This is a genomic window from Stenotrophomonas sp. YJH_SMC_127 (assembly GCF_059372445.1).
On record NZ_JCAFVO010000005.1, the window covers coordinates 139,789 to 159,484 of the forward strand.

The window sequence follows — 19,696 nt, forward strand, 5'->3', positions numbered from 1 at the left end:
CGGAACGACCAGACCCGAATCCCCGGAAACGACACCATGCGCCCGCAGCCGCTCGCCGCTTGTCTCGCTCTGGCCGTCCTCCTGCCCCTTGGGGCCGCCGCACAGCCCGCTCCTGCTCCTGCCACACCCGCCCCGGCCCCGGCTCCCGCCGTTGCGCCAGCGCCCGCCGCACCCACCGGCAACTTCGACAATGGCCGCGTCCTGGCCTACACCTGCCAGGGCTGCCACGGGATCACCGGCTACAAGAACGCCTACCCCAGTTACCGGGTGCCGAAGATCGGCGGCCAGACCCAGCAGTACCTGGCCCAGGCCCTGACCGAGTACCGCCAGGGCAAGCGCCGGCATCCGACGATGCAGGCGCAGTCGATGAGTTTCAGCGAACAGGAGATCGCCGATCTCTCTGTTTACCTGTCCACCGTCAAGTAAGGCCCGCCCATGTCGAAAGCCGCGCATCCGATGCGTCACGCCATCGCCCTGTCCGTTGCCCTGCTGCTGGCCGCCTGCTCACAGTCGCAGGTGGAAAACAGCGAAAAATCGGCCGCCGACCCGGGCCATGCCAGCGGCGAGCACGGTTCATCGTCCTCCGCCGGCCTGCCGGCAGGTCGCGAGGCCGCCGGTGAGGCCCGCGCCAAGGTGAAGGGCAAAGCCACCAACCAGAGCTGCATCGACTGCCATGGGGCCGACGGCAATGCGCCGATCGATCCGACCTATCCGAAGCTGGGTGGGCAGTACGGTGACTACCTGGCGCACGCGCTGCAGGCCTACCGCGCCGGTGACCGCCAGCATGCGCTGATGACGCCGCAGGCGAAGGACCTGAGTGATCAGGACATCGCCGATCTGGCGGCGTACTTCGGCAGCCGGCCGAGCCAGCTGCGGGATCTGCACGGGGTCAAATGACGGCCGCCCCCCGGTCGGCGCGGACCGTCGGTTGGTAGGTGCGGACCGTTGGTCCGCACAGATTCCGGATATCCACGCATGGCGTGGATCTGCTGAGCCGAGCGTGGGCTCGGCTCTACATCAATCGGCGCGATCGCTGGCGCCGGTCAACGCTCAGCCTTCCAGCTCTTCCCAGCGCGCGTAAGCGGCATCCAGTTCGGCCTGCACCTTGGCCAGCTGCTGGGTGTGCGCCGTCACTTCAGCACTGCTGCGGGTGTAGAACGATGGGTCGTTCATCGCCGAGGTCAGCCCTTCGACATCGCCTTCCAGCTTCTCGATGGTCTTTGGCAGCTGCTCCAGCTCGCGCGCTTCCTTGTACGCCAGCTTGCGCTTGGGGGCTGCGGGAGTCGCGGCCGCAGCAGCGGCCGGTGCAGCAGTCGCCGGCTTGGCAGCCGGGGCCGCGGCAGGCGCAGCCACGCTGGCCGCATAGCGCTGCCAGTCGCTGTAGCCACCGACGTACTCGCCGATCACGCCGTCGCCTTCCATCACCAGCGTGGAGGTCACCACGTTGTCGATGAAGTCACGGTCGTGGCTGACCAGCAGCAGCGTACCGGTGTACTCGCCCAGCAGCTCTTCCAGCAGCTCCAGGGTTTCCACGTCGAGGTCGTTGGTCGGTTCGTCCATCACCAGCAGGTTGGACGGCTGCGCGAACAGCTTGGCCAGCAGCAGGCGGTTGCGCTCGCCACCGGACAGGCGGGTGATCGGCGCACGCGCGCGCTCGGGGGTGAACATGAAGTCCTGCAGGTAGGCATGCACGTGCTTGCGCTTGCCGTTGAACTCGAGGAAATCGCGGCCTTCGGCCACGTTCTCGATCGCGCTCCAGTCTTCGCGCAGCACCGCGCGGTACTGGTCGAAATAGGCGATCTGCAGGTTGGTGCCCGCATTGACCTCACCCTTGGCCGGCTGCAGTTCACCCAGCAGCAGCTTCAGCAGCGTGGTCTTGCCGCTGCCGTTGGGGCCGATCAGGCCGATGCGGTCGCCACGCAGGATGGTGGTGGTGAAATCGCGGACCATGGTGCGCTCGCCGAAGGCGAACGAAATGTCCTTGACGTCGATGACCTTCTTGCCGGAGCTGACGCCCTGCGCGGCTTCCATCTTGACGTTACCGCTGAGGTCGCGGCGCTGCGAGCGTTCGGTGCGCATCGCCTTGAGGCGGCGCACGCGGCCCTCGTCGCGGGTACGACGGGCCTTGATGCCTTGGCGGATCCAGACTTCTTCCTGCGCCAGCAGCTTGTCGAAGCGGGCATTTTCCTGCGCCTGCGCATTGAGGCGTTCCTCGCGGCGGCGCTCGTAGTTGGCCCAGTCGCCCGGCCAGCTGGTGACCTGGCCGCGATCGATCTCGACGATGCGGGTGGCCAGCGCACGCAGGAAGCGGCGGTCATGGGTGACGAACACCACGCTGCCGCTCCAGCCCTTCAGGAACGCTTCGAGCCAGTCGATGGCTTCGATGTCCAGGTGGTTGGTCGGTTCGTCCAGCAGCAGCACGTCCGGGCTGGAGACCAGTGCACGGGCCAGCAGCACGCGGCGCTTCATGCCGCCGGACAGGCGGCCGAATTCGGCATCGCCGTCGAGGTCGAGCTTGGTCAGCGTTTCGCTGACGCGCTGGTCCAGGCCCCAGCCGTTGGCGGCGTCGATCTTGGCCTGCACGTTGCCGAGCGCTTCGCCATCGAAGACCTCGGCATGGCTGAGATGGTGGAACTCGGCCAGCCACTGGCCCAGTTCACCGAGACCATCGGCAACGACGTCGAACACCGAGCCGGCGGCGCCGTGTGGCACTTCCTGCTCCAGGCGGGTGACGCGCACGCCCTGCTGCACGCGGACTTCGCCGTCATCGGGCTTGTGGTCGCCGGACAGCAGCTTGAGCAGGGTGGATTTGCCGGCGCCGTTGCGGCCGATCAGGGCGATGCGTTCGCCCGGCTCGATCGACAGTTCGGCCTTTTCCAGCAACAACGGGCCGCCGACGCTGAAGTCGACGTTCTGCAGAGTAATCAGAGGCATCCGGATATTGTACGGGTTGGGGGCGTCGGCCGGGTTGCACCCGGCACCCGCGGTAGTGCCGGCCGCTGGCCGGCAACCTCAACGGCAACGTCAAAAGCTGGTTTCCTGTGGGATGGCGGGATGGGTCCGGTCGCGGGGGACGCCGTAAACCCGTCCCTGGGGGCTTGGCCGCGGCATCCATGCCGCGGACACCCCCGCCACCGGACCCATCCCGCCTTCGACAGATTCCTGCAATCTGTCGGAACTACATTCTGCTCTGGTGGGTGTCGACCTTGGTCGACACGGTAGATCCACGCCATGCGTGGATGAGCGCTACAAGAAGGGTCGATGGATGGAGTCGACTGGAAATCTGATGGCTACCCCACCTCCCCCAGCAACGCCTGCAACCCCGGCAGCCATTGCTTGCCGGGGTGGCGCACCAGCCACAGGGTGCGCTGCAGGGCCGGCAGCGGAGTCTCGAGCACGCGCAGGCGGCCCAGGGCCAGCGGCTCTTCCAGCGCGTGGCGCGACAGGCAGGCCAGGCCGAGGCCGGCGATGGCGGCCTGCTTGATCGCTTCGGTATTGCCCAGCTGCAGGGTCTGCGCGAAGCCACGCAGGTGCGGCAGCAGGGCCTGTTCCACGGCTTCGCGGGTGCCGGAGCCGGGCTCACGCAGCAGCCAGCGTGCGCGGCGCAGCTCATCCAGCGACCAGCGTGCGCGGGCATCGGCGGCAGCCACGATCACCAGTGGGTCCTGCTGCCAGGCGGTCACCTGCAGGCCACGCTCATGGCACGGGCCTTCGATCAGGCCGGCGTCGACGTCCAGGCGCTGTACCGCGGCGACCACGCCGGCACTGTTGTCGATGCGCAGATCGACCTCGGCCTGCGGCGCCTGCCGCAGCAGTTCGGCGATGCGTGGCGGCAGCAGGTAGTTGCCGATGGTGGTACTGGCGGCCAGCACCAGCCGCAGCGGTGCGCCCTGCGACGGGTTGCCGCCGGCGGCCAGCTGCCGCTCCAGATCGGCGGCGTTGACCAGCAAGGTGCGCGCCGGCTCCAGCAGTGCGCGGCCGTGCCCGTTCAGCGCCAGGCGGCGGCCGATGCGGTCGAACAGCGGGGTGCCGAAGTGCGCCTCCAGTTCCTGCAGGGCGGCGCTGCTGGCCGACTGCGAGAGCGCGACGGCCTGGCCGGCGGCAGTGGTGGTGCCATGGTCGGCGATGGCGACGAACACCTGCAGCTGGCGCAAGGTCAGGCGCATGGAATGTACCCGCTTTATAGGTAGGTTTCACCCATATTATTCGTTTTACAGGTCAGTGACACAGGCGCACGCTTGGCCCATCACCCCAGTCCTGTCGCGCCATGAACGCCACCGCTCTCTCCTCCTGGTCCCTGCCCGCCCTGCGCCAACGCTGGCAGCCTCGCCTGCCCGGCCTGCTGCTGGTGGGCCTGATCGCGGCGGCGTCGCTGTACCTGGCCGAGCTTCCCTGGCTCCAGGCGCATGGCCTGAGCGCGCTGACCGTGGCCATCGTCGCCGGCATCGTCGTCGGCAACACCCTTTACCCGCGGCTGGCGCCGAGCAGCGCGGCCGGTGTCGGCTTCTCCAAGCACTGGCTGCTGCGCGCCGGCATCGTGCTGTACGGCCTGCGCCTGACCTTCCAGGACATCGGCCACGTCGGCGTGGCCGGCGTGCTGATGGACGTGCTGGTGGTCGCCAGCACCTTCGGGCTGGCCTGCTGGCTGGGCATGCGCGTGTTCAAGTTGGAGCGCGAAGCGGCGATGCTGATCGGCGCCGGCAGCGCGATCTGCGGCGCGGCGGCGGTGATGGCCGCCGAGCCGGTGGTGCGCGGCCGCGCTGCGCAGGTCACCGTCGCGGTCTCTACGGTGGTGGTGTTCGGCACGCTGGCGATGTTCCTGTACCCGGCGTTGTATGCACTGGTGCAGTCGCACGGCTGGCTGGCAATGGACGCGCGGCAGTACGGCCTGTTCACCGGTGCGACGGTGCATGAAGTGGCACAGGTGGTGGCGGCAGGCCGCGCGGTCAACGAAGCAGCAGCCGACACGGCGGTGATCACCAAGATGGTGCGGGTGATGCTGCTGGCGCCGTTCCTGGTCGCGCTGTCGCTGTGGCTGGCGCGTGGCGGCAAGGCCAGCGCCGACGGCAGCAAGGCGCGCATCGTGGTGCCGTGGTTCGCTTTTGGTTTCGTGGCGGTGGCCGGGTTCAACTCGCTGCATCTGCTGCCGGCGGGCCTGCAGGCGGGGCTGGTGCAGCTGGATACCGTGCTGCTGGCGATGGCGATGGCCGCGCTGGGCCTGACCACCCACGTCTCGGCGCTGCGCCAGGCCGGGCTGAAGCCACTGCTGCTGGCGCTGATCCTGTTCGCCTGGCTGCTGTTCGGTGGCCTGGCGATCCATCAGGGTGTACTGGCGGTGCTTGGCTGAGCAGGAGCGTGCCGACCCAGGTCGGCATCCACCCGTAGATCCACGCCATGCGTGGATGCCCCCCGGTGTATTCACGCCCTGCGTGGATGACGACTCCGATGGGGTCAGAGCCCTTTCCTGCGGAAAGGGATTCGACCCCATCCGATCAGGCGGGACCGGCCGCGCAGGCAGGTACAATGCGCCATGACTGACTTCTCGACCCTGCCGCTGAGCCCGGCCCTGCAGCCCGGCCTGGATGCCCTCGGCTACACCACCCTCACCCCCGTGCAGGCGCAGAGCCTGCCGGCCATCCTCGATGGCCGTGATGTGATCGCACAGGCACCCACCGGCAGCGGCAAGACCGCCGCCTTCGGCCTTGGCCTGCTGCAGTCCATCGACCCCAGCCTGATCCGCGTGCAGGCGCTGGTGCTGTGCCCGACCCGCGAACTGGCCGACCAGGTCGGCAAGCAGATCCGCAAGCTGGCCACCGGCATCCCCAACCTGAAGCTGTTGCTGCTGGTGGGCGGCGTGCCGCTGGGCCCGCAGCTGGCCTCGCTTGAAGGCCACGATCCGCATGTGGTGGTCGGCACGCCCGGCCGCGTGCAGGAGTTGGCACGCAAGCGCGCGCTGAACCTGGGCGCGGTGCGCACGCTGGTGCTGGACGAGGCCGACCGCATGCTCGACATGGGCTTCGAGGAGCCGATCCGCGAGATCGCCGGCCGCACCCATAGGGACCGCCAGAGCCTGCTGTTCTCCGCCACCTTCCCCGACAGCATCCGCGCCATGGCGCGTGACCTGCTGCGCGACGCGGTGGAAGTGACCGTGGAAGGCGCCGACCAGGCACCGGCCATCCGCCACCTGTTCTGCGAGGTGGAACCGGCGCATCGCCAGAAGGCGCTGGCCGGCCTGCTGCTGAAGTACACGCCGGAATCGGCGGTCGTGTTCTGCAACACCCGCAAGGACGTGGACGAAGTGGCCAACTCGCTGCAGCAGTTCGGCTTCTCCGCACTGGCCCTGCATGGCGACATGGAGCAGCGCGACCGCGAGGAAGTGCTGTTGCTGCTGGCCAACCGCAGCTGCAACGTGCTGGTCGCCAGCGACGTCGCCGCGCGCGGCCTGGACGTGGAAGAGCTGGCGGCGGTGATCAACTACGAACTGCCGACCGACGTGGAGAGCTACCAGCACCGCGTGGGCCGTACCGGGCGCGCCGGTGCCAGCGGCCTGGCGATCAGCCTGGTGGCCGGCCGCGAGAAGACCCGCGCCGACGCCATCGAAGCGCAGATGGGTCAGCCACTGGACTGGCAGAAGACGCCGCTGGCAACCTCGCGCCCGGCCGAACTGCCGCAGGCCGCGATGCGCACGCTGCGCATCGACGGTGGCAAGACCGACAAGCTGCGCCCGGGCGACATCCTCGGTGCGCTGACCGGTGATGCCGGCCTGTCGAGCAAGTTCATCGGCAAGATCGCGATCTTCCCGACCCGCTCCTATGTGGCGATCGCGCGTGAGCAGGCCAACAAGGCCGTGGCCAAGCTGGAAGCCGGCAAGATCAAGGGCCGTCGTTTCCGCGTGCGGATGATGTGATTGAAGCAGCGTTGCCAACCACGGTTGGTAACGATCTGGCCTGGTAGCGGCCAACCTTGGTTGGCCCGTCCATGGCACCCGTCGCGAAAAGTGCTGCCAACCAAGGTTGGCAACTACCGGCTCCCGGCCATTCGCTCTGGTAGATGCCAACCTTGGTTGGCACCTGCCCTTCGATCAGAACACCAGTTCGGTGTGCAGCGGCAGGTCCGTTTCCCAGCGCGCACGGCCACCGAGGCCGTCCAGCTCGACCAGTACACCGGCGCCGACCACTTCAACGCCCAGGCGGCGCACCAGCGACAGCGCAGCGACCAGCGTGCCGCCAGTGGCCAGCACGTCGTCGATGATCACCACGCGGGCGCCGGCCGGCAGCGCATCGGCATGCACTTCGATGCAGTCGCTGCGGTATTCCAGCGTGTATTCCTCGCGCAGGACCTGGCCCGGCAGCTTGCCCGGCTTGCGCACCGGCACGAAGCCGACGCCCAGCTCCAGCGCCATCGCGGCACCGAGGATGAACCCACGCGATTCGATGCCGACCACTGCGTCCAGCTTCTGGTCGCGCCAACGGTCGGCCATCGCGGTGATCGCGCCGCGGAAATCCTCGCCATGGGCGAGCAGCGGCATGATGTCCTTGAACAGGATGCCGGGCTTGGGGAAGTCGGCGATGTCGCGCAGGCGGGAGGCCCACTGCGGAGCGACGATGGCGTCGGTCATGTCACATTGGCTATCTGATGGCGGCATAGGGTACCTGTTCCGGGCGCCGCCTGCCTGTTGAGGGGGGCGGCCGGGCTGCGCCCGGCACCTGCGGTAGTGCCGGCCGCTGGCCGGCAACCTCAACAGCAACGGCAACGGCAACAGCAACAGCAACAGCAACAGCCTGCATTCCGGCGGATGGCGGGGCGGGTCCGGTTGCGGGTGACGCCGTAAATACGTCCGCGTAGGCTCGGTCGCGCCATCCATGGCGTTCACCTCCCCGCAACCGGACCCACCCCGCCTTCGACAGTTTCCTGCGATCTGTCGGAATTTCTCATGGGGTCAGATCCGTTTTACGAAGGAAAACGGATCTGACCCCGGAATTTCATTCGATATCTGACAGATGTGTCGACCAAGGTCGACACCTACCCACAGCCGCGGGAATCTGTCAGAGGTGGGGCGGTGTCGGAGTGCGGGGTGTCAGCCGCATGGATGCGGCTGCCAAGCTTACAGGGACGTACTTGCAGCGTCCCCGCACTCCGACACCGCCCCGCCAAACCACGGAATCCGCTTTTGCTCTGGCTGTTGATCTGGCCTCCGCAGGTGCAGGGCGCAGCCCTGCCGAAACCCACCCTCAGGAACTGCAGGACAGCATCGAGCAACCGGCGCGATTGTCGGCCCACGCCGGGCGCTTGCCAGCGAAGTGTTCCAGGCCGGCACGCTCGGTGTACGGGTCGCGCAGCACGTCCTGCAGTGCATGGACGCCGCCGAGATCCCCCTGCTCTGCGCGGTCGATCGCTTCCTGGGCCAGCCAGTTGCGCAGCACGTACAGCGGGTTGGCCGCTGCCATCTTCGCCTGGCGTTCGCTGGCCGCCAGCGGATCGCGGCGCAGGCGCGCTGCGTAGTCCTGCAGCCAGTGCTGCAGCGGTGCCTGCACTGCCTGTCGCCGCGCCTCGTCGTAGTACACCGCGTCCAGAACCGTCGCATCTGCTGCCGCCGGGTCGATGCGCATCAGTGCGCGCCAAGCCAGGGTCATGTCCATTGCGCCCTCCTGCATCAGCTGTTGCCAGCGCTGGTAGAGCTGCAGGTCATCATCGTCGGCAGCAGCCAGCCCCAGCTTCGCTGCAGCATCGCGACGCGTGCAGGCCACGAACGTGGACTGGTAAGCCGCCAGGCCTGCCTGCAGCGGTGCGACATCGGCGAACAGCGGCGACAGCGCCTGCGCCAATCGGCTCAGGTTCCAGTACGCCACCTGCGGCTGGGTGCCGAAGCGGTAGCGGCGCCCCTGGGCGTCGGTGGTGTTCGGCGTCCAGTCCGGATCGAAGTCCTCGACCCAGCCATAGGGGCCGTAATCCAGCGTCACACCGAGCACGGACAGGTTGTCGGTGTTCATCACGCCGTGCACGAAGCCGACACGCATCCAGTGCGCGATCATCTCGGCGGTGCGCACCGCGATCTGCGCGAACCAGTCGCCGTACAGCGCCTCGCCCTGCCCCTGCAGTTCGGGGAAGTCGCGGGCGATGCAGGCATCCACCAGCTGCTGCAGCAGGGCGGTTTCACCGCGCGAGGCCGGCAGTTCGAACGAACCGAAGCGCAGGAACGACGGCGAGACCCGGCATACGATGGCGCCTGGCTCGGCACGCGGATGGCCGTCATAGAACATGTCGCGCACCACGTCCTCACCGGTGCCGACCAGTGACAACGCGCGCGTAGTCGGCACGCCAAGGTGATGCATCGCCTCGCTGCACAGGAATTCGCGGATCGATGAGCGCAGCACTGCCCGTCCATCGGCCCCCCGCGAGTACGGCGTTGGCCCGGCCCCCTTCAACTGCAGCTCCCAGTGCTGGCCATCCGGCGCAACCAGCTCACCCAGCGAAATCGCACGCCCGTCGCCGAGCTGGCCGGCCCAGTGGCCAAACTGATGGCCACCGTAGTTGGCTGCCCACGGTTGCATGCCGGCGTACAGCGCATTGCCGCCGAATACCTGCGCGAAACCTTCGCTTTCGACTTCAGCGGTATCGAAGCCAAGCATTTCGGCGACGTCCGGCGCCCAGGCCAACAGCGTGGGCGCCGTCACCGGGGTCGGCATCACGGGCGACCAGGCGGCGCCCAGCACTTCGCGCCTGCGCGGGCCGGATTCGGGGTCGCCCGGCAGGGTGTGCAGCAGGCGGTTGTCGAAACGGGGAGTGTCGGTATCCATGGTGCTGGAGATGAGGGCGACGGCCGCCCTCCTCAATTGCCGCCGAGCGCCTGCAGGTGGCCGCCGTGGGCCTCGGCACGCTGGTAGGCCGGGCGTTCACCGATACGCTTGAGGAAGCCACGCAGTGCCGGTTTGTCGTCCAGGCCACCACCGCGCGCGGCAGCGGCCTGGATCGGGAAGCTCATCTGGATGTCGGCCGCACTGAAACGATCGCCGGCAAACCACGGGCTTTCGGCCAGGCGGCGCTCCATCCAGTCCAGGTGCAGGCGCCGCTGCGGGCCGATGAAGCCGCGCTCGGCCTTGTCGGCAATGCTGCGTGCGATCGGGCGCGCGAAGAACGGCATCGGCGCGTTCCGTATGCGGCCCATCACCAGGGTCAGCAGCAACGGTGGCATCGCCGAGCCTTCGGCGTAGTGCAGCCAGTAGCGGTAAGCGATGCGTTCGGCCCCGTCTGCCGGCATCGGTGACGGCGACAGCTGGCGTTGCGTGTCGTAACGGTCAGCGAGGTAGTCGAGGATCGCGCCGGACTCGGCCAGTACCAGCTCACCATCCTGCAGTACCGGCGACTTGCCGAGCGGATGCACGCTGCGCAGTTCCGGCGGCGCCAGCAGCGTCTTCGGATCGCGCGGATAGCGGCGCAGTTCGTAGTCCAATCCCAGCTCCTCCAGCATCCACAGCACGCGCAGCGAACGGGAGTTTTCCAGGTGGTGGACGATGCGCATGGGGGTGATCCCTTGGGGAGACGCGCATCGTACCGCGCCGGCTGCATGTCCTTTGTAGAGTCGAGCCATGCTCGACTGTCTTTGGGCGCAGTCCAGCATGGCTCGACTCTACAAAAAAACGGCGGGCAATAAAAAACGCCGGAAGCTTTCGCTTCCGGCGTTCTGGCTACCCAACGGTAGCAGACGGATTAGACCGCCTGCACCTGGTCAGCCTGCATGCCCTTCTGACCCTGGACGGCGATGAAGGTAACCTTCTGGCCTTCCTGCAGGGTCTTGAAGCCGGTGCCCTGGATCGCGCGGAAGTGCACGAACAGGTCCGGGCCGCTTTCCGGGGTGATGAAGCCGAAGCCCTTGGCGTCGTTGAACCACTTGACGGTACCGGTCTGACGTTCAGACATTTTTACTAACTCCTGAAACACATGTTGAAAAAAATCGCAGCCACCGGGTATCGGGGCCGAGACTGAGTTGCAGGCGTTGGTAAAGCGGATCGATGAGCGGATCGTGAGATCAACTGCACCAGGCCACGATTCACGGTGACCCTAGCAAACACAGTGGGTCGCACGATACGCGTGTTTTCTGCAAAAAGCGATAGCCCCGACGTTCATGGGAATACGTCACCCGCTAGGCGTGACAAGGGTTGGCAGCCTCTCGCGGCTAACTCCGAGTCCCCATTCAGGTTTTTCCTACCCTACACTGGGTAAATGACTGAAGCTGAAACCCCCGCTGAACACGCCTCTCCCCGCATCTGGGTGGATGCGGACGCCTGTCCCACCGTCATCCGCGACATCCTGTTCCGTGCGGCTGAACGGGTCGGGATCGAACTGACCCTGGTCGCCAACCAGTGGATCCGCACCCCGCCCTCGCGCTGGCTGCGCTCGATCCAGGTGCCGCAGGGGCTGGACGTGGCCGACAGCGCCATCGTCGAGCGGGTCGCCGCGGGGGACCTGGTGGTCACCCAGGACATCCCGCTGGCCGCGCTGGTGCTGGAGAAGCAGGCCGTCGCGCTGAACCCGCGCGGCCAGTTGTACACACCGAACAACATGGCCGAGCGACTGTCGATGCGCAATTTCATGGAGGAACTGCGCGGCGCCGGGGTCCAGACCGGCGGACCGCCGCCCCTGGGCCCCCGCGACCGGCAGCTGTTCGCCGCCGAGCTGGACCGCTGGCTGGCGCGACGCCCGGCCCGCTGAGCGCCTGGCCGCCCTAAGCCGGAAGGCTCAGGCTGCAGCCGCTGCTGAACATCCGTCGTGCACTACTCAACGGGTCATCGAAAGCCAGGGCCCGCGCCAGCAGCTGCAGCGGCGCCTCGGCTACGTCCGGTGCCCGTTGCCGAAGCTGCGGGTACAGGTCGTCACCCATGATCGGCGCCCCCAGCATGGCCATGTGCACGCGCAGCTGATGCTTGCGGCCGGTTTCCGGCAGCAGCCGGTAGCGCCAGATCGGCCCTTCGGCCTCGATCAGCTCGATCCGGCTGCGCGCATTGGCCTCGCCGGGCACTTCGGCCATGCGGAAGAACGGCTCGCCCGGCACCAGGCGGCTGTACCGCTGCAGCGGAAACTCCCGCCCCGGCAGCGCCGGTGCCAAGGCCTCATAGGTCTTTTCGATGCGCCGCTCACGGAACAGGCGCTGGTAAGCATCGCGCGACGCACGCTGGGTCGAGAACAGCACCAACCCGGCCGTCAGCCGATCCAGCCGGTGCAGCGGCACCAGATCGGCATTGCCGGTGCGGGCGACCAGCCGCGCCAGCAGCGTCTCGCGTACATGCCCGCCCGCCGGTGTCACCGGCAGGAAATGCGGCTTGTCGGCCACCAGCAGGTGCGCATCCAGATGGACGATGGTTTCGGTGAAGGGGATCACCGGTTCGTCGGCCACCTCGCGGAAGTACTGGATGTCCAGCCCGACCTGCCAGGGCATGTCCGCGGTGAGCGCCCTGCCCTGTGCGTCCAGCACGCGGCCGCGCGCGAAGCGATCCTGCCATTGCGCGCGCGCGATGCGCGGAAAACGCGCACACAGGCCATCCAGCAGGGTGGCCCAGGGGCCGGGCGGCAGCTGCAACCGGCTGGGCAAGCTCATGGCGTCCACTCCGGCCACGGGAAAGAGCGCAAGAGTGCCACCGTTGACGGCGCGCAGACAGTCCGGCCACGGACACCCCCGGAGCAAACCTCTATCATTGTCCTCTTTAGTCCACGGATCCCCCATGGCTCTTACCGCCACCATCCGCAAGGCCGAACTGCAGATCAGCGACATGGATCGCGGCTACTACGCGACCCACAACCTGACCCTGGCCCAGCATCCGTCCGAGACCGACGAGCGCCTGATGGTGCGCCTGCTCGCCTTCGCGCTGAACGCCGGCGATCGCCTGGAGTTCGGCCGCGGCCTGAGTACCGATGACGAGCCCGATCTATGGGAACACGACTACACCGGCGACATCCTGCAGTGGATCGACCTGGGCCATCCGGACGAATCGCGCATCCGCAAGGCCAGCAATCGCAGCCGCCAGGTGCAGGTGGTCAACTACGGCGGCAACGCCTCGGAGATCTGGTGGAGCAAGCAGGGCAAGGGCCTGGCGCGCTTCGACAATCTTTCGGTGGTCGCTCTGGACGGCGAATTCGTCGAGCGCTGGGGCCAGCAGATCCAGCGTGCCATGCGTTGGAGCGTGCTGATCCAGGACGGCGAAGTGCAGCTGCTCAACGACCAGATCCAGCTCGACGTGATCCCGGACTGGCGCAAGCGCGCCAAGGCATGAGCACCATCCGTTGCGATGTGGTGGTCATCGGTGCCGGCGCAGCCGGGCTGATGACCGCGATCACTGCCGGCCAGCGCGGCCGCCAGGTGCAGGTGATCGACCATGCCAACAAGGTCGGCAAGAAGATCCTGATGTCCGGCGGTGGCCGCTGCAACTTCACCAACACCGGCACCACCCCGGCCAACTTCCTGTCGGCCAACCCGCACTTCTGCAAGTCGGCGCTGGCCCGCTACACGCCCTGGCATTTCATCGAGCTGGTGCACAAGCACGGCATCGCCTATCACGAAAAGGAACTGGGGCAGCTGTTCTGCGATATCTCGTCCAAGCAGATCGTGAAGATGCTGGTGGACGAGTGCCAGGCGGCCGGCGTACAGATCCGTACCGAGTGCAGCGTGCAGCGCATCGAGCACGGCAGCGATGGTTTCCGCGTGCACACCACCCAGGGCCTGTTCCATTGCGCCTCGCTGGTGGTTGCCACCGGTGGCCTGTCGATTCCCAGCATGGGGGCCAGCGGCTTTGGCTATGAGGTGGCCCGCCAGTTCGGCCACCAGGTACTGCCGACCCGCGCCGGGCTGGTGCCGCTGACCCTCAGCGGCAAGCACCAGGAACGGCTGGCCGACCTCAGCGGCGTCGCACTGCCGATCGAGGCGCGCTGCAACGGAAAGAGTTTCCAGAACTTCATGCTGCTCACCCACCGTGGCGTAAGCGGCCCGGCCATCCTGCAGATTTCGTCGTTCTGGCAGCCCGGCGATGCGCTGGAGCTGGACCTGTTGCCGGGCCAGGATGCCGGCGAGTGGTTGCGCCAGATGAAGCGCGACCGCCCGGCCGCCGAGCTGCGCACGGTGCTGGGCGAGGTACTGCCGAAGCGGCTGGCGCAACGCCTGTGCGAGCACTGGCTGCCCGATCGGCCCGTGCGCCAGCTGGACGAGCCGGTGCTGCGCCAGGCCGCGCAGCTGCTGGGCGCATTCCCGCTGGTGGCCAGCGGCACCGAAGGCTACCGCACCGCCGAGGTCACCCTGGGCGGCGTGGACACCGCCGAAGTGTCATCCTCGACGATGGAATCCAAGCGCGTGCCCGGCCTGCACTTCGTTGGCGAGGTGCTGGACGTGACCGGCTGGCTGGGCGGCTACAACTTCCAATGGGCCTGGGCCAGCGGCCACGCAGCGGGCGGCGTGGTGTGAACCACTTCGCCGTTCGACGCGCGCCAGGGGCGCGCGCATGGACGGTTCGCCGCGCATCGTGTATCTAGATTCGCAGATTGGGGAGCAGTGCATGCAGAACGCGAACGACATCACCATCCGCCTGCTGATCGTCGATGACAGCGGCGAGAATGCCGAAGCCATCGTCAGCACCCTGCGCAACAGCGGCATCGCGGTACGCCCGTGGCGTCCGCAGGATGCGGCCGAGCTGGCCCAGGTGCTGGCCAGCCAGGCCATCGACCTGGTGCTGGCCTCGCCTTCGCAGGGCATCCCGCTGCAGCTGGCGGCCCAGCACATCGCCGCCAGCGGCAAGGACATCCCGCTGGTGCTGCTGGCCGAGCGCATCGACGAGGACGAACTGGTGCAGGCCAGCAGCCATGGCATCCGCGCCCTCGCCCTGCGCCAGCGCCCCGAGCATCTGCTCGCCGTGGTCCGCGACCAGTGGGTCGACCTGCAGGCGCGTCGCGGCCTGCGCCGGATCGAGGCGCAGATGCGCGAGACCGAGCGCCGCTGTGACGCGCTGATCGCCTCCTCGCGCGACCCCATCGCCTATGTGCATGAAGGCATGCACATCCGCGCCAACGACGCCTATCTGGAGATGTTCGGCTACGAGCATTTCGAGGACATCGAAGGCATTTCGCTGCTGGACATGGTCGCCGCCCAGCACGTGGAGGGCTTCAAACAGCTGCTCAAAGGCCTCAGCCGTGGCGAGGCGCCGCCGCCGCAGTACCAGCTCGACGCGCGCCACGAGGACGGCAGTTCCTTCCCGGCGACGATGGAATTTGCCGCGGCCACCTACGAGGGCGAGTCCTGCCTGCAGGTGGTGCTCCGCCGCCGCATGGAGTTCGACCCCGAGCTGGCACGCGAGGTCGAGGACCTGCGCCAGCGCGACCAGGTCACCGGCCTGCTCAATCGCCCGACCTTCATGCTGCAGCTGGAAAGCGCGGTGGCCCAGGCCGGGCGCAGCGAGGGTCAGTTCGGCCTGCTGCTGATCGAGCCTGACCACTACGCGCGCCTGCTGCCGGATATCGGCCTGGCGTCGGCCGACATCCTGATCGGCGCCCTCGCCGCCCTGCTGGCCGAGGTGGTCGGCGAGGACGCGCAACTGGCCCGCTTCGGCGAACACAATTTCGCCGTGCTGCAGGCCGGGCCCTACGCGCAGACCGTGGCGCTGGCCGAGCGCATCCGCGAAGCCTATGCCGCACATGTCTTCAGCATCGGCGCACGCTCGGCCACGGTGACGGTCAGCATCGGTGGCGTGCAGGTGGGCGAGAAGATCGCCAGCATCGGCCAGGTGCTGGCGCGCGCCAGCGACTGCACCCAGGCCGCCGCCGAACTGGGCAACACCTGCCGCATCTTCGACCCGGCTGCCGCCGACCGTGTCGAGGAAGAACGCGTACAGCGCTGGGTTGCGCGCATCCGCGAGGCGCTGTCTGGCGACGGCTTCCAGCTGCACTACCAGCCGGTGCTGAACCTGCAGGGCGAGCCACTGGAGCTGTACGAGGCCTACCTGCGCCTGGAGAACAATGGCGAGCTGCTGAGCCCGACCGCGTTCCTGGGCATCGCCGAGGAACACGGCCTGCTGGCCGACATCAACCGCTGGGTGGTCTCGCAGGCCATCGCGGTGCTCGGCCAGCGGGCACGCGAGGGCAACGCCACCCAGGTGCTGGTGAAGGTGACGCCGGAATCGTTCGAGGACCCGCAGATGATCGCCACGCTGCGCCGCGAACTGCAGGCACAGGGCGTGCCCGGCGAACGGCTGTGGCTGCATGCGCCGGAAGCGAAGGTTTTCACCCACCTGCGCAGTGCGCAGCAGTTCCTAGCCGAAGTGGCGCCGCTGGGCTGCCGCATCGGCCTGGAGCAGTTCGGTTCGGGGCTGGATTCATTCCAGCTGCTGGCCCACTTCCAGCCGCAGTTCCTCAAGCTGGACCGGGGCTTCACCAGCGACCTGGCCGCCACGCGCGAGAACATCGACCGCATCAGCCAGATCACCGCGCGCGCACAGGAAGCGGGTATCCGCACCATTGCCGAGTTCGTCAGCGATGCCAACTCGATGACGCTGCTGTTCAGTGCCGGCGTGGATTACGTGCAGGGCGACTTCGTCGGCCCGGCGCTGCCGGAGATGGGCTTCGAGTTCGGGTGACGCCTCTCTGTAGAGCCGAGCCACGCTCGGCTGCGGGACTCAAGCGAAGAGCAGCCGAGCATGGCTCGGCTCTACACAAACGAGAGGGCCGGCGTTCGCCGGCCTTTTCGTTGATCAGGTCATGTCGACCAGATTTTCGATCTTCACGTCCGGATTGACGTCGGCCTCGTAGTCCACGCCCTCCACGCCGAAGCCGAACAGGCGCAGGAAGTCGGCCTTGTAGCCGGCCAGGTCGCTGATCTCGTACAGGTTCTCGTTGGTCACCTGCGGCCACAGCGCGACCACCCTGCCCTGCACATCTGCGGCCATTTCCTTGTAATCGGCGCGCAGGCGGCCTTCCTCATCGATCAGCGCAACGGTGCGGCCATCGCCATCGACCAGGTCGTGGCGCAGGCGATCGATCGCCACGCCGTCGGCCTTGCCGCCGTAGAGGATGTCGTACAGCACGTCCAGCTGTTCGATGCAGCCTTCGTGGGTGCCCTTTTCCTTCATCACCTTGAACAGCAGCGACAGGTACAGCGGCATGGTCGGAATGGCCGAGCTGGCCTGGGTCACCACCGCCTTCAGCACCGATACGCGTGCATCGCCACCGATCTTGGCCAGCTTCTCGCGCAGGCCCAGCACCTTGGTGTCCAGGTCCTTCTTGGCCGCACCGATCGAGCCATTCCAGTAGATCGCCTGGGTGATCTCTTCGCCCACGTAGGTGAAGGCGGTGGTGGTGCAGCCGTTGGCCAGCACGCCGGCATCGGCGAGCGCGTCGATCCACATCTGCCAGTCTTCGCCGCCCATCACCGCGACGGTACCGGCGATCTCTTCCGGGGTAGCCGGCTGCAGGTGGGTCTCGGTCAGCACTTCCTTGTCGGTATCCAGGCCACGCAGGGTGATCGGCTCGCCGATCGGCTTCAGCGAGGAGCTGATGATCTCGCCGGTCTTCGGATGCTTGCGGCGCGGCGCCGCCAGGCTGTAGACAACCTGGTCGACCTGGCCGAGATCGGCCTTGATCATTTCGATGGTCTTCGCCTTCACTTCATCGGAGAAGGCATCGCCGTTGATGCTCTTGGCATACAGGCCGGCTTCGTCGGCGTACTTGTGGAACGCAGCCGAGTTGTACCAGCCCGCCGTGCCCGGCTTGGTCTCGCTGCCCGGCCGTTCGAAGAAGATGCCGAGGGTGGCGGCGCCACTGCCAAAGGCAGCGGTGATGCGCGCGGCCAGGCCGTAGCCGGTCGACGCACCGATCACCAGCACCCGCTTGGGACCGTTCTGGATCGGTGGGCGCGCGCGGATGTAGTCGATCTGCTGCTTGACCGCGGCCTCGCAGCCGGTCGGGTGGGTGGTGACGCAGATGAAGCCGCGGACGCGCGGTTTGATGACCATGGATACCTCGGGTTGGCAGATGCGGCGCACGGGGCGCTCAGCAGGAATACGGGCGCGCGCCTGCGCGCGCGAACCGCAGGATCGTAGTGCGCGGGGGACGATTGCACAACCGACGCTGGCGTAGGGTGGGGTTTCTCTTTGCAGGGCTGCACCCTGCACACGCGGTAGTGCCGGCCGCTGGCCGGCAACCTCAACAGCAGCGTCAAAAGCGGGGTTCCTGTGGGTTGGCGGGGTGGATTCGGTTGCGGGGGGGCGCTGCAAGTACGTCCATGTAAGCTCGGTCGCCGCATCCATGCGGCTCACGCCCCCGCAACCGGACCCACCCCGCCTTCGACAGACTTCCGCGACCTGTCGGGACAGCATTCTTCTCTGGTGGGTGTCGACCTTGGTCGACACGGTAGATCTGATTCCAGTTTGATTATCGATATCTGACAGATGTGTCGACCAAGGTCGACACCTACCAACAGCCGCAGGAATCTGTCAGAGACGGGGCGGTGTCGGAGTGCGGGGTGTCAGCCGCATGGATGCGGCTGCCAAGCCTACACGGACGTACTTGCGGCGTCCCCGCACTCCGACACCGTCCCGCCCAACCACGGAATGCACTCTGTTGCTGTTGCTGTTGCCGGCCAGCGGCCGGCACTACCGTGGGTGCAGGGCTGCAAGCCCTGCACACAAAAAACCCCGCTTGCGCGGGGTTCTCTGTGTGCCGCATGCAGCAGATGCTTACGGGCGACGGGCCAGGGCCTCGACGTCCTTCGCCTTCGGCAGCAGGTCCTGCTTGCTGACGCGCAGGAAGCCGATCGTCAGCATCGGCACCGCGACCAGGATCGAGGACAGCACCACGATCACCGCACCGATCATGTGCGTCTCGGCCAGGCCTTCCATCGACGCACCGCCGTACAGGTACAGGGCAAGCGCCGACAGGAAGAACATCACCGCGGTGATCACCGTACGCGACAGCGTCTGGTTGATCGAACGGTTCAGCACCTCCATCGAGTCCACGCGCAGGCTGCGGAAGTTCTCGCGGACGCGGTCGAACACCACGATGATGTCGTTGATCGCAAAGCCCATCACCGACAGCAGGCCGGCCAGCACGGTCAGGTCGAACTCACGGCCCAGCAGGGACACGTAGGCGACCGTCACGATCAGGTCGAACATCGCCACGATGCTGGCGGTGACCGCGAACTTCCATTCGAAGCGCACCGCGATGTAGATCAGGAAGCCGGCCAGCATGAAGATGGTGGCGTACAGGCCGTTCTTCGCCAGGTCCTTGCCGATCTGCGGGCCGACGAATGCGGTACTCATCACCGTGGCCTGGTTGTCGGCGCTGGACAGCACCTTCACCACGGCCGCGGCGGTGGCCTTGTCCTCGGCAGCGGCATCACCGGTGCCCGGCGCATGCTCGCCGTGCGGCGCCAGGCGGATCAGCAGGTCGGTATTGCCACCGACGCTCTGCACCTGGGCACCGTCGAAGCCGTTCTGCTCCAGCTTGGCGCGGACCTGCTCGACGTCCACGGCCTTCTCGAAACGCGTTTCGATCAGGGTGCCGCCGGTGAAGTCCAGTGCGTAGTTGAAGCCCTTGATGCCGATGATGGCGACCGAGGCCAGGAACACCACGATGGTGACTGCCATGGCGACATGGCGCCAGCGCATGAAGTCGATCTTGGTGTCGTTCGGGAGGATGTGCAGCGGAAACAGTTTCATTGTGCGTGTCG

17 protein-coding genes are annotated in these 19,696 nt (G+C 67.2%); 8 read left to right on the forward strand and 9 right to left on the reverse strand.

Translation table 11 applies throughout. The features are described 5' to 3' along the window. The first annotated feature begins 36 nt into the window (after positions 1–36). Positions 37–426 carry a c-type cytochrome gene (locus AC5QAB_RS13450; RefSeq protein ID WP_014646842.1) on the forward strand — a complete coding sequence of 130 codons (390 nt, stop codon included), beginning with the start codon at positions 37–39 and terminating at the stop codon, positions 424–426. Between the two features lie 9 nt (positions 427–435). Further along, positions 436–897 carry a c-type cytochrome gene (locus tag AC5QAB_RS13455; RefSeq protein ID WP_005416218.1) on the forward strand — a complete coding sequence of 154 codons (462 nt, stop codon included), beginning with the start codon at positions 436–438 and terminating at the stop codon, positions 895–897. Between the two features lie 153 nt (positions 898–1,050). On the opposite strand, the gene AC5QAB_RS13460 is transcribed toward AC5QAB_RS13455, so the two are convergent. Beyond that, positions 1,051–2,934 carry an ATP-binding cassette domain-containing protein gene (locus tag AC5QAB_RS13460; RefSeq protein WP_014646841.1) on the reverse strand — a complete coding sequence of 628 codons (1,884 nt, stop codon included), beginning with the start codon at positions 2,932–2,934 and terminating at the stop codon, positions 1,051–1,053. A 356-nt stretch (positions 2,935–3,290) separates the two neighbouring features. Next, a complete protein-coding gene (locus AC5QAB_RS13465) occupies positions 3,291–4,166 on the reverse strand; it encodes a LysR substrate-binding domain-containing protein (protein ID WP_164111366.1) in 876 nt (291 codons plus the stop codon). Between the two features lie 101 nt (positions 4,167–4,267). Here AC5QAB_RS13465 and AC5QAB_RS13470 point away from each other — a divergent pair, with 101 nt between their 5' ends. Continuing rightward, the gene (locus AC5QAB_RS13470; protein ID WP_241884834.1) at positions 4,268–5,347 is read left to right on the forward strand and encodes a YeiH family protein; all 1,080 of its coding nucleotides are present in this window, start codon (positions 4,268–4,270) and stop codon (positions 5,345–5,347) included. A 183-nt stretch (positions 5,348–5,530) separates the two neighbouring features. After that, entirely contained in the window at positions 5,531–6,907 is a 1,377-nt protein-coding gene (gene dbpA, locus AC5QAB_RS13475; RefSeq protein ID WP_032960452.1) for an ATP-dependent RNA helicase DbpA, read from the forward strand. 174 nt (positions 6,908–7,081) lie between these two features. Here the strand turns inward: dbpA and AC5QAB_RS13480 are convergent, their stop codons facing one another. The 4 genes from AC5QAB_RS13480 to AC5QAB_RS13495 form a co-directional block, all read right to left on the reverse strand. Beyond that, positions 7,082–7,618, reverse strand: coding sequence for an adenine phosphoribosyltransferase (locus AC5QAB_RS13480; RefSeq protein WP_014646837.1), 537 nt, complete (start codon positions 7,616–7,618; stop codon positions 7,082–7,084). A gap of 613 nt (positions 7,619–8,231) precedes the next feature. Then, on the reverse strand, positions 8,232–9,797 hold the full coding sequence (locus tag AC5QAB_RS13485; protein WP_134967155.1) for a protein adenylyltransferase SelO: 1,566 nt from the start codon (positions 9,795–9,797) through the stop codon (positions 8,232–8,234). A 32-nt stretch (positions 9,798–9,829) separates the two neighbouring features. Continuing rightward, positions 9,830–10,519 carry a glutathione S-transferase N-terminal domain-containing protein gene (locus tag AC5QAB_RS13490; protein WP_197561973.1) on the reverse strand — a complete coding sequence of 230 codons (690 nt, stop codon included), beginning with the start codon at positions 10,517–10,519 and terminating at the stop codon, positions 9,830–9,832. Positions 10,520–10,707: 188 nt separating this feature from the next. Continuing rightward, on the reverse strand, positions 10,708–10,917 hold the full coding sequence (locus AC5QAB_RS13495) for a cold-shock protein (protein ID WP_005416210.1): 210 nt from the start codon (positions 10,915–10,917) through the stop codon (positions 10,708–10,710). Positions 10,918–11,220: 303 nt separating this feature from the next. Between AC5QAB_RS13495 and AC5QAB_RS13500 the strand changes: the two genes are divergently transcribed. Next, on the forward strand, positions 11,221–11,709 hold the full coding sequence (locus AC5QAB_RS13500; RefSeq protein ID WP_014646834.1) for a YaiI/YqxD family protein: 489 nt from the start codon (positions 11,221–11,223) through the stop codon (positions 11,707–11,709). Positions 11,710–11,722: 13 nt separating this feature from the next. On the opposite strand, the gene AC5QAB_RS13505 is transcribed toward AC5QAB_RS13500, so the two are convergent. Beyond that, complete coding sequence (locus tag AC5QAB_RS13505) at positions 11,723–12,592, reverse strand: pseudouridine synthase (protein WP_197561974.1); 870 nt, start codon at positions 12,590–12,592, stop codon at positions 11,723–11,725. Between the two features lie 124 nt (positions 12,593–12,716). On the opposite strand from AC5QAB_RS13505, the gene AC5QAB_RS13510 reads away from it, so the two are divergent. The 3 genes from AC5QAB_RS13510 (at position 12,717) to AC5QAB_RS13520 (ending at position 16,607) form a co-directional block, all read left to right on the forward strand. Next, positions 12,717–13,265 carry a YaeQ family protein gene (locus tag AC5QAB_RS13510; RefSeq protein ID WP_014646832.1) on the forward strand — a complete coding sequence of 183 codons (549 nt, stop codon included), beginning with the start codon at positions 12,717–12,719 and terminating at the stop codon, positions 13,263–13,265. Further along, a complete protein-coding gene (locus tag AC5QAB_RS13515) occupies positions 13,262–14,446 on the forward strand; it encodes a BaiN/RdsA family NAD(P)/FAD-dependent oxidoreductase (RefSeq protein WP_032960467.1) in 1,185 nt (394 codons plus the stop codon). The genes AC5QAB_RS13510 and AC5QAB_RS13515 overlap by 4 nt, the downstream gene beginning before the upstream one ends. A 91-nt stretch (positions 14,447–14,537) precedes the next feature. Then, positions 14,538–16,607, forward strand: coding sequence for an EAL domain-containing response regulator (locus tag AC5QAB_RS13520; protein ID WP_049404199.1), 2,070 nt, complete (start codon positions 14,538–14,540; stop codon positions 16,605–16,607). Positions 16,608–16,721: 114 nt separating this feature from the next. Here the strand turns inward: AC5QAB_RS13520 and fabV are convergent, their stop codons facing one another. Together fabV and secF are read right to left on the reverse strand one after the other, a co-directional pair. Then, positions 16,722–17,981 carry an enoyl-ACP reductase FabV gene (fabV, locus tag AC5QAB_RS13525; RefSeq protein WP_041863324.1) on the reverse strand — a complete coding sequence of 420 codons (1,260 nt, stop codon included), beginning with the start codon at positions 17,979–17,981 and terminating at the stop codon, positions 16,722–16,724. A 723-nt stretch (positions 17,982–18,704) separates the two neighbouring features. Continuing rightward, a complete protein-coding gene (gene secF / locus AC5QAB_RS13530) occupies positions 18,705–19,685 on the reverse strand; it encodes a protein translocase subunit SecF (RefSeq protein WP_014646828.1) in 981 nt (326 codons plus the stop codon). Positions 19,686–19,696 lie beyond the last annotated feature (11 nt).

Coding starts and splice junctions, on each gene's coding strand:
- AC5QAB_RS13450 (WP_014646842.1), top strand. CDS start 37: ATGCGCCCGCAGCCGCTCGCCGCTTGTCTCGCTCTGGCCGTCCTCCTG.
- AC5QAB_RS13455 (WP_005416218.1), top strand. CDS start 436: ATGTCGAAAGCCGCGCATCCGATGCGTCACGCCATCGCCCTGTCCGTT.
- AC5QAB_RS13460 (WP_014646841.1), bottom strand. CDS start 2,934: ATGCCTCTGATTACTCTGCAGAACGTCGACTTCAGCGTCGGCGGCCCG.
- AC5QAB_RS13465 (WP_164111366.1), bottom strand. CDS start 4,166: ATGCGCCTGACCTTGCGCCAGCTGCAGGTGTTCGTCGCCATCGCCGAC.
- AC5QAB_RS13470 (WP_241884834.1), top strand. CDS start 4,268: ATGAACGCCACCGCTCTCTCCTCCTGGTCCCTGCCCGCCCTGCGCCAA.
- dbpA (WP_032960452.1), top strand. CDS start 5,531: ATGACTGACTTCTCGACCCTGCCGCTGAGCCCGGCCCTGCAGCCCGGC.
- AC5QAB_RS13480 (WP_014646837.1), bottom strand. CDS start 7,618: ATGACCGACGCCATCGTCGCTCCGCAGTGGGCCTCCCGCCTGCGCGAC.
- AC5QAB_RS13485 (WP_134967155.1), bottom strand. CDS start 9,797: ATGGATACCGACACTCCCCGTTTCGACAACCGCCTGCTGCACACCCTG.
- AC5QAB_RS13490 (WP_197561973.1), bottom strand. CDS start 10,519: ATGCGCATCGTCCACCACCTGGAAAACTCCCGTTCGCTGCGCGTGCTG.
- AC5QAB_RS13495 (WP_005416210.1), bottom strand. CDS start 10,917: ATGTCTGAACGTCAGACCGGTACCGTCAAGTGGTTCAACGACGCCAAG.
- AC5QAB_RS13500 (WP_014646834.1), top strand. CDS start 11,221: ATGACTGAAGCTGAAACCCCCGCTGAACACGCCTCTCCCCGCATCTGG.
- AC5QAB_RS13505 (WP_197561974.1), bottom strand. CDS start 12,592: ATGAGCTTGCCCAGCCGGTTGCAGCTGCCGCCCGGCCCCTGGGCCACC.
- AC5QAB_RS13510 (WP_014646832.1), top strand. CDS start 12,717: ATGGCTCTTACCGCCACCATCCGCAAGGCCGAACTGCAGATCAGCGAC.
- AC5QAB_RS13515 (WP_032960467.1), top strand. CDS start 13,262: ATGAGCACCATCCGTTGCGATGTGGTGGTCATCGGTGCCGGCGCAGCC.
- AC5QAB_RS13520 (WP_049404199.1), top strand. CDS start 14,538: ATGCAGAACGCGAACGACATCACCATCCGCCTGCTGATCGTCGATGAC.
- fabV (WP_041863324.1), bottom strand. CDS start 17,981: ATGGTCATCAAACCGCGCGTCCGCGGCTTCATCTGCGTCACCACCCAC.
- secF (WP_014646828.1), bottom strand. CDS start 19,685: ATGAAACTGTTTCCGCTGCACATCCTCCCGAACGACACCAAGATCGAC.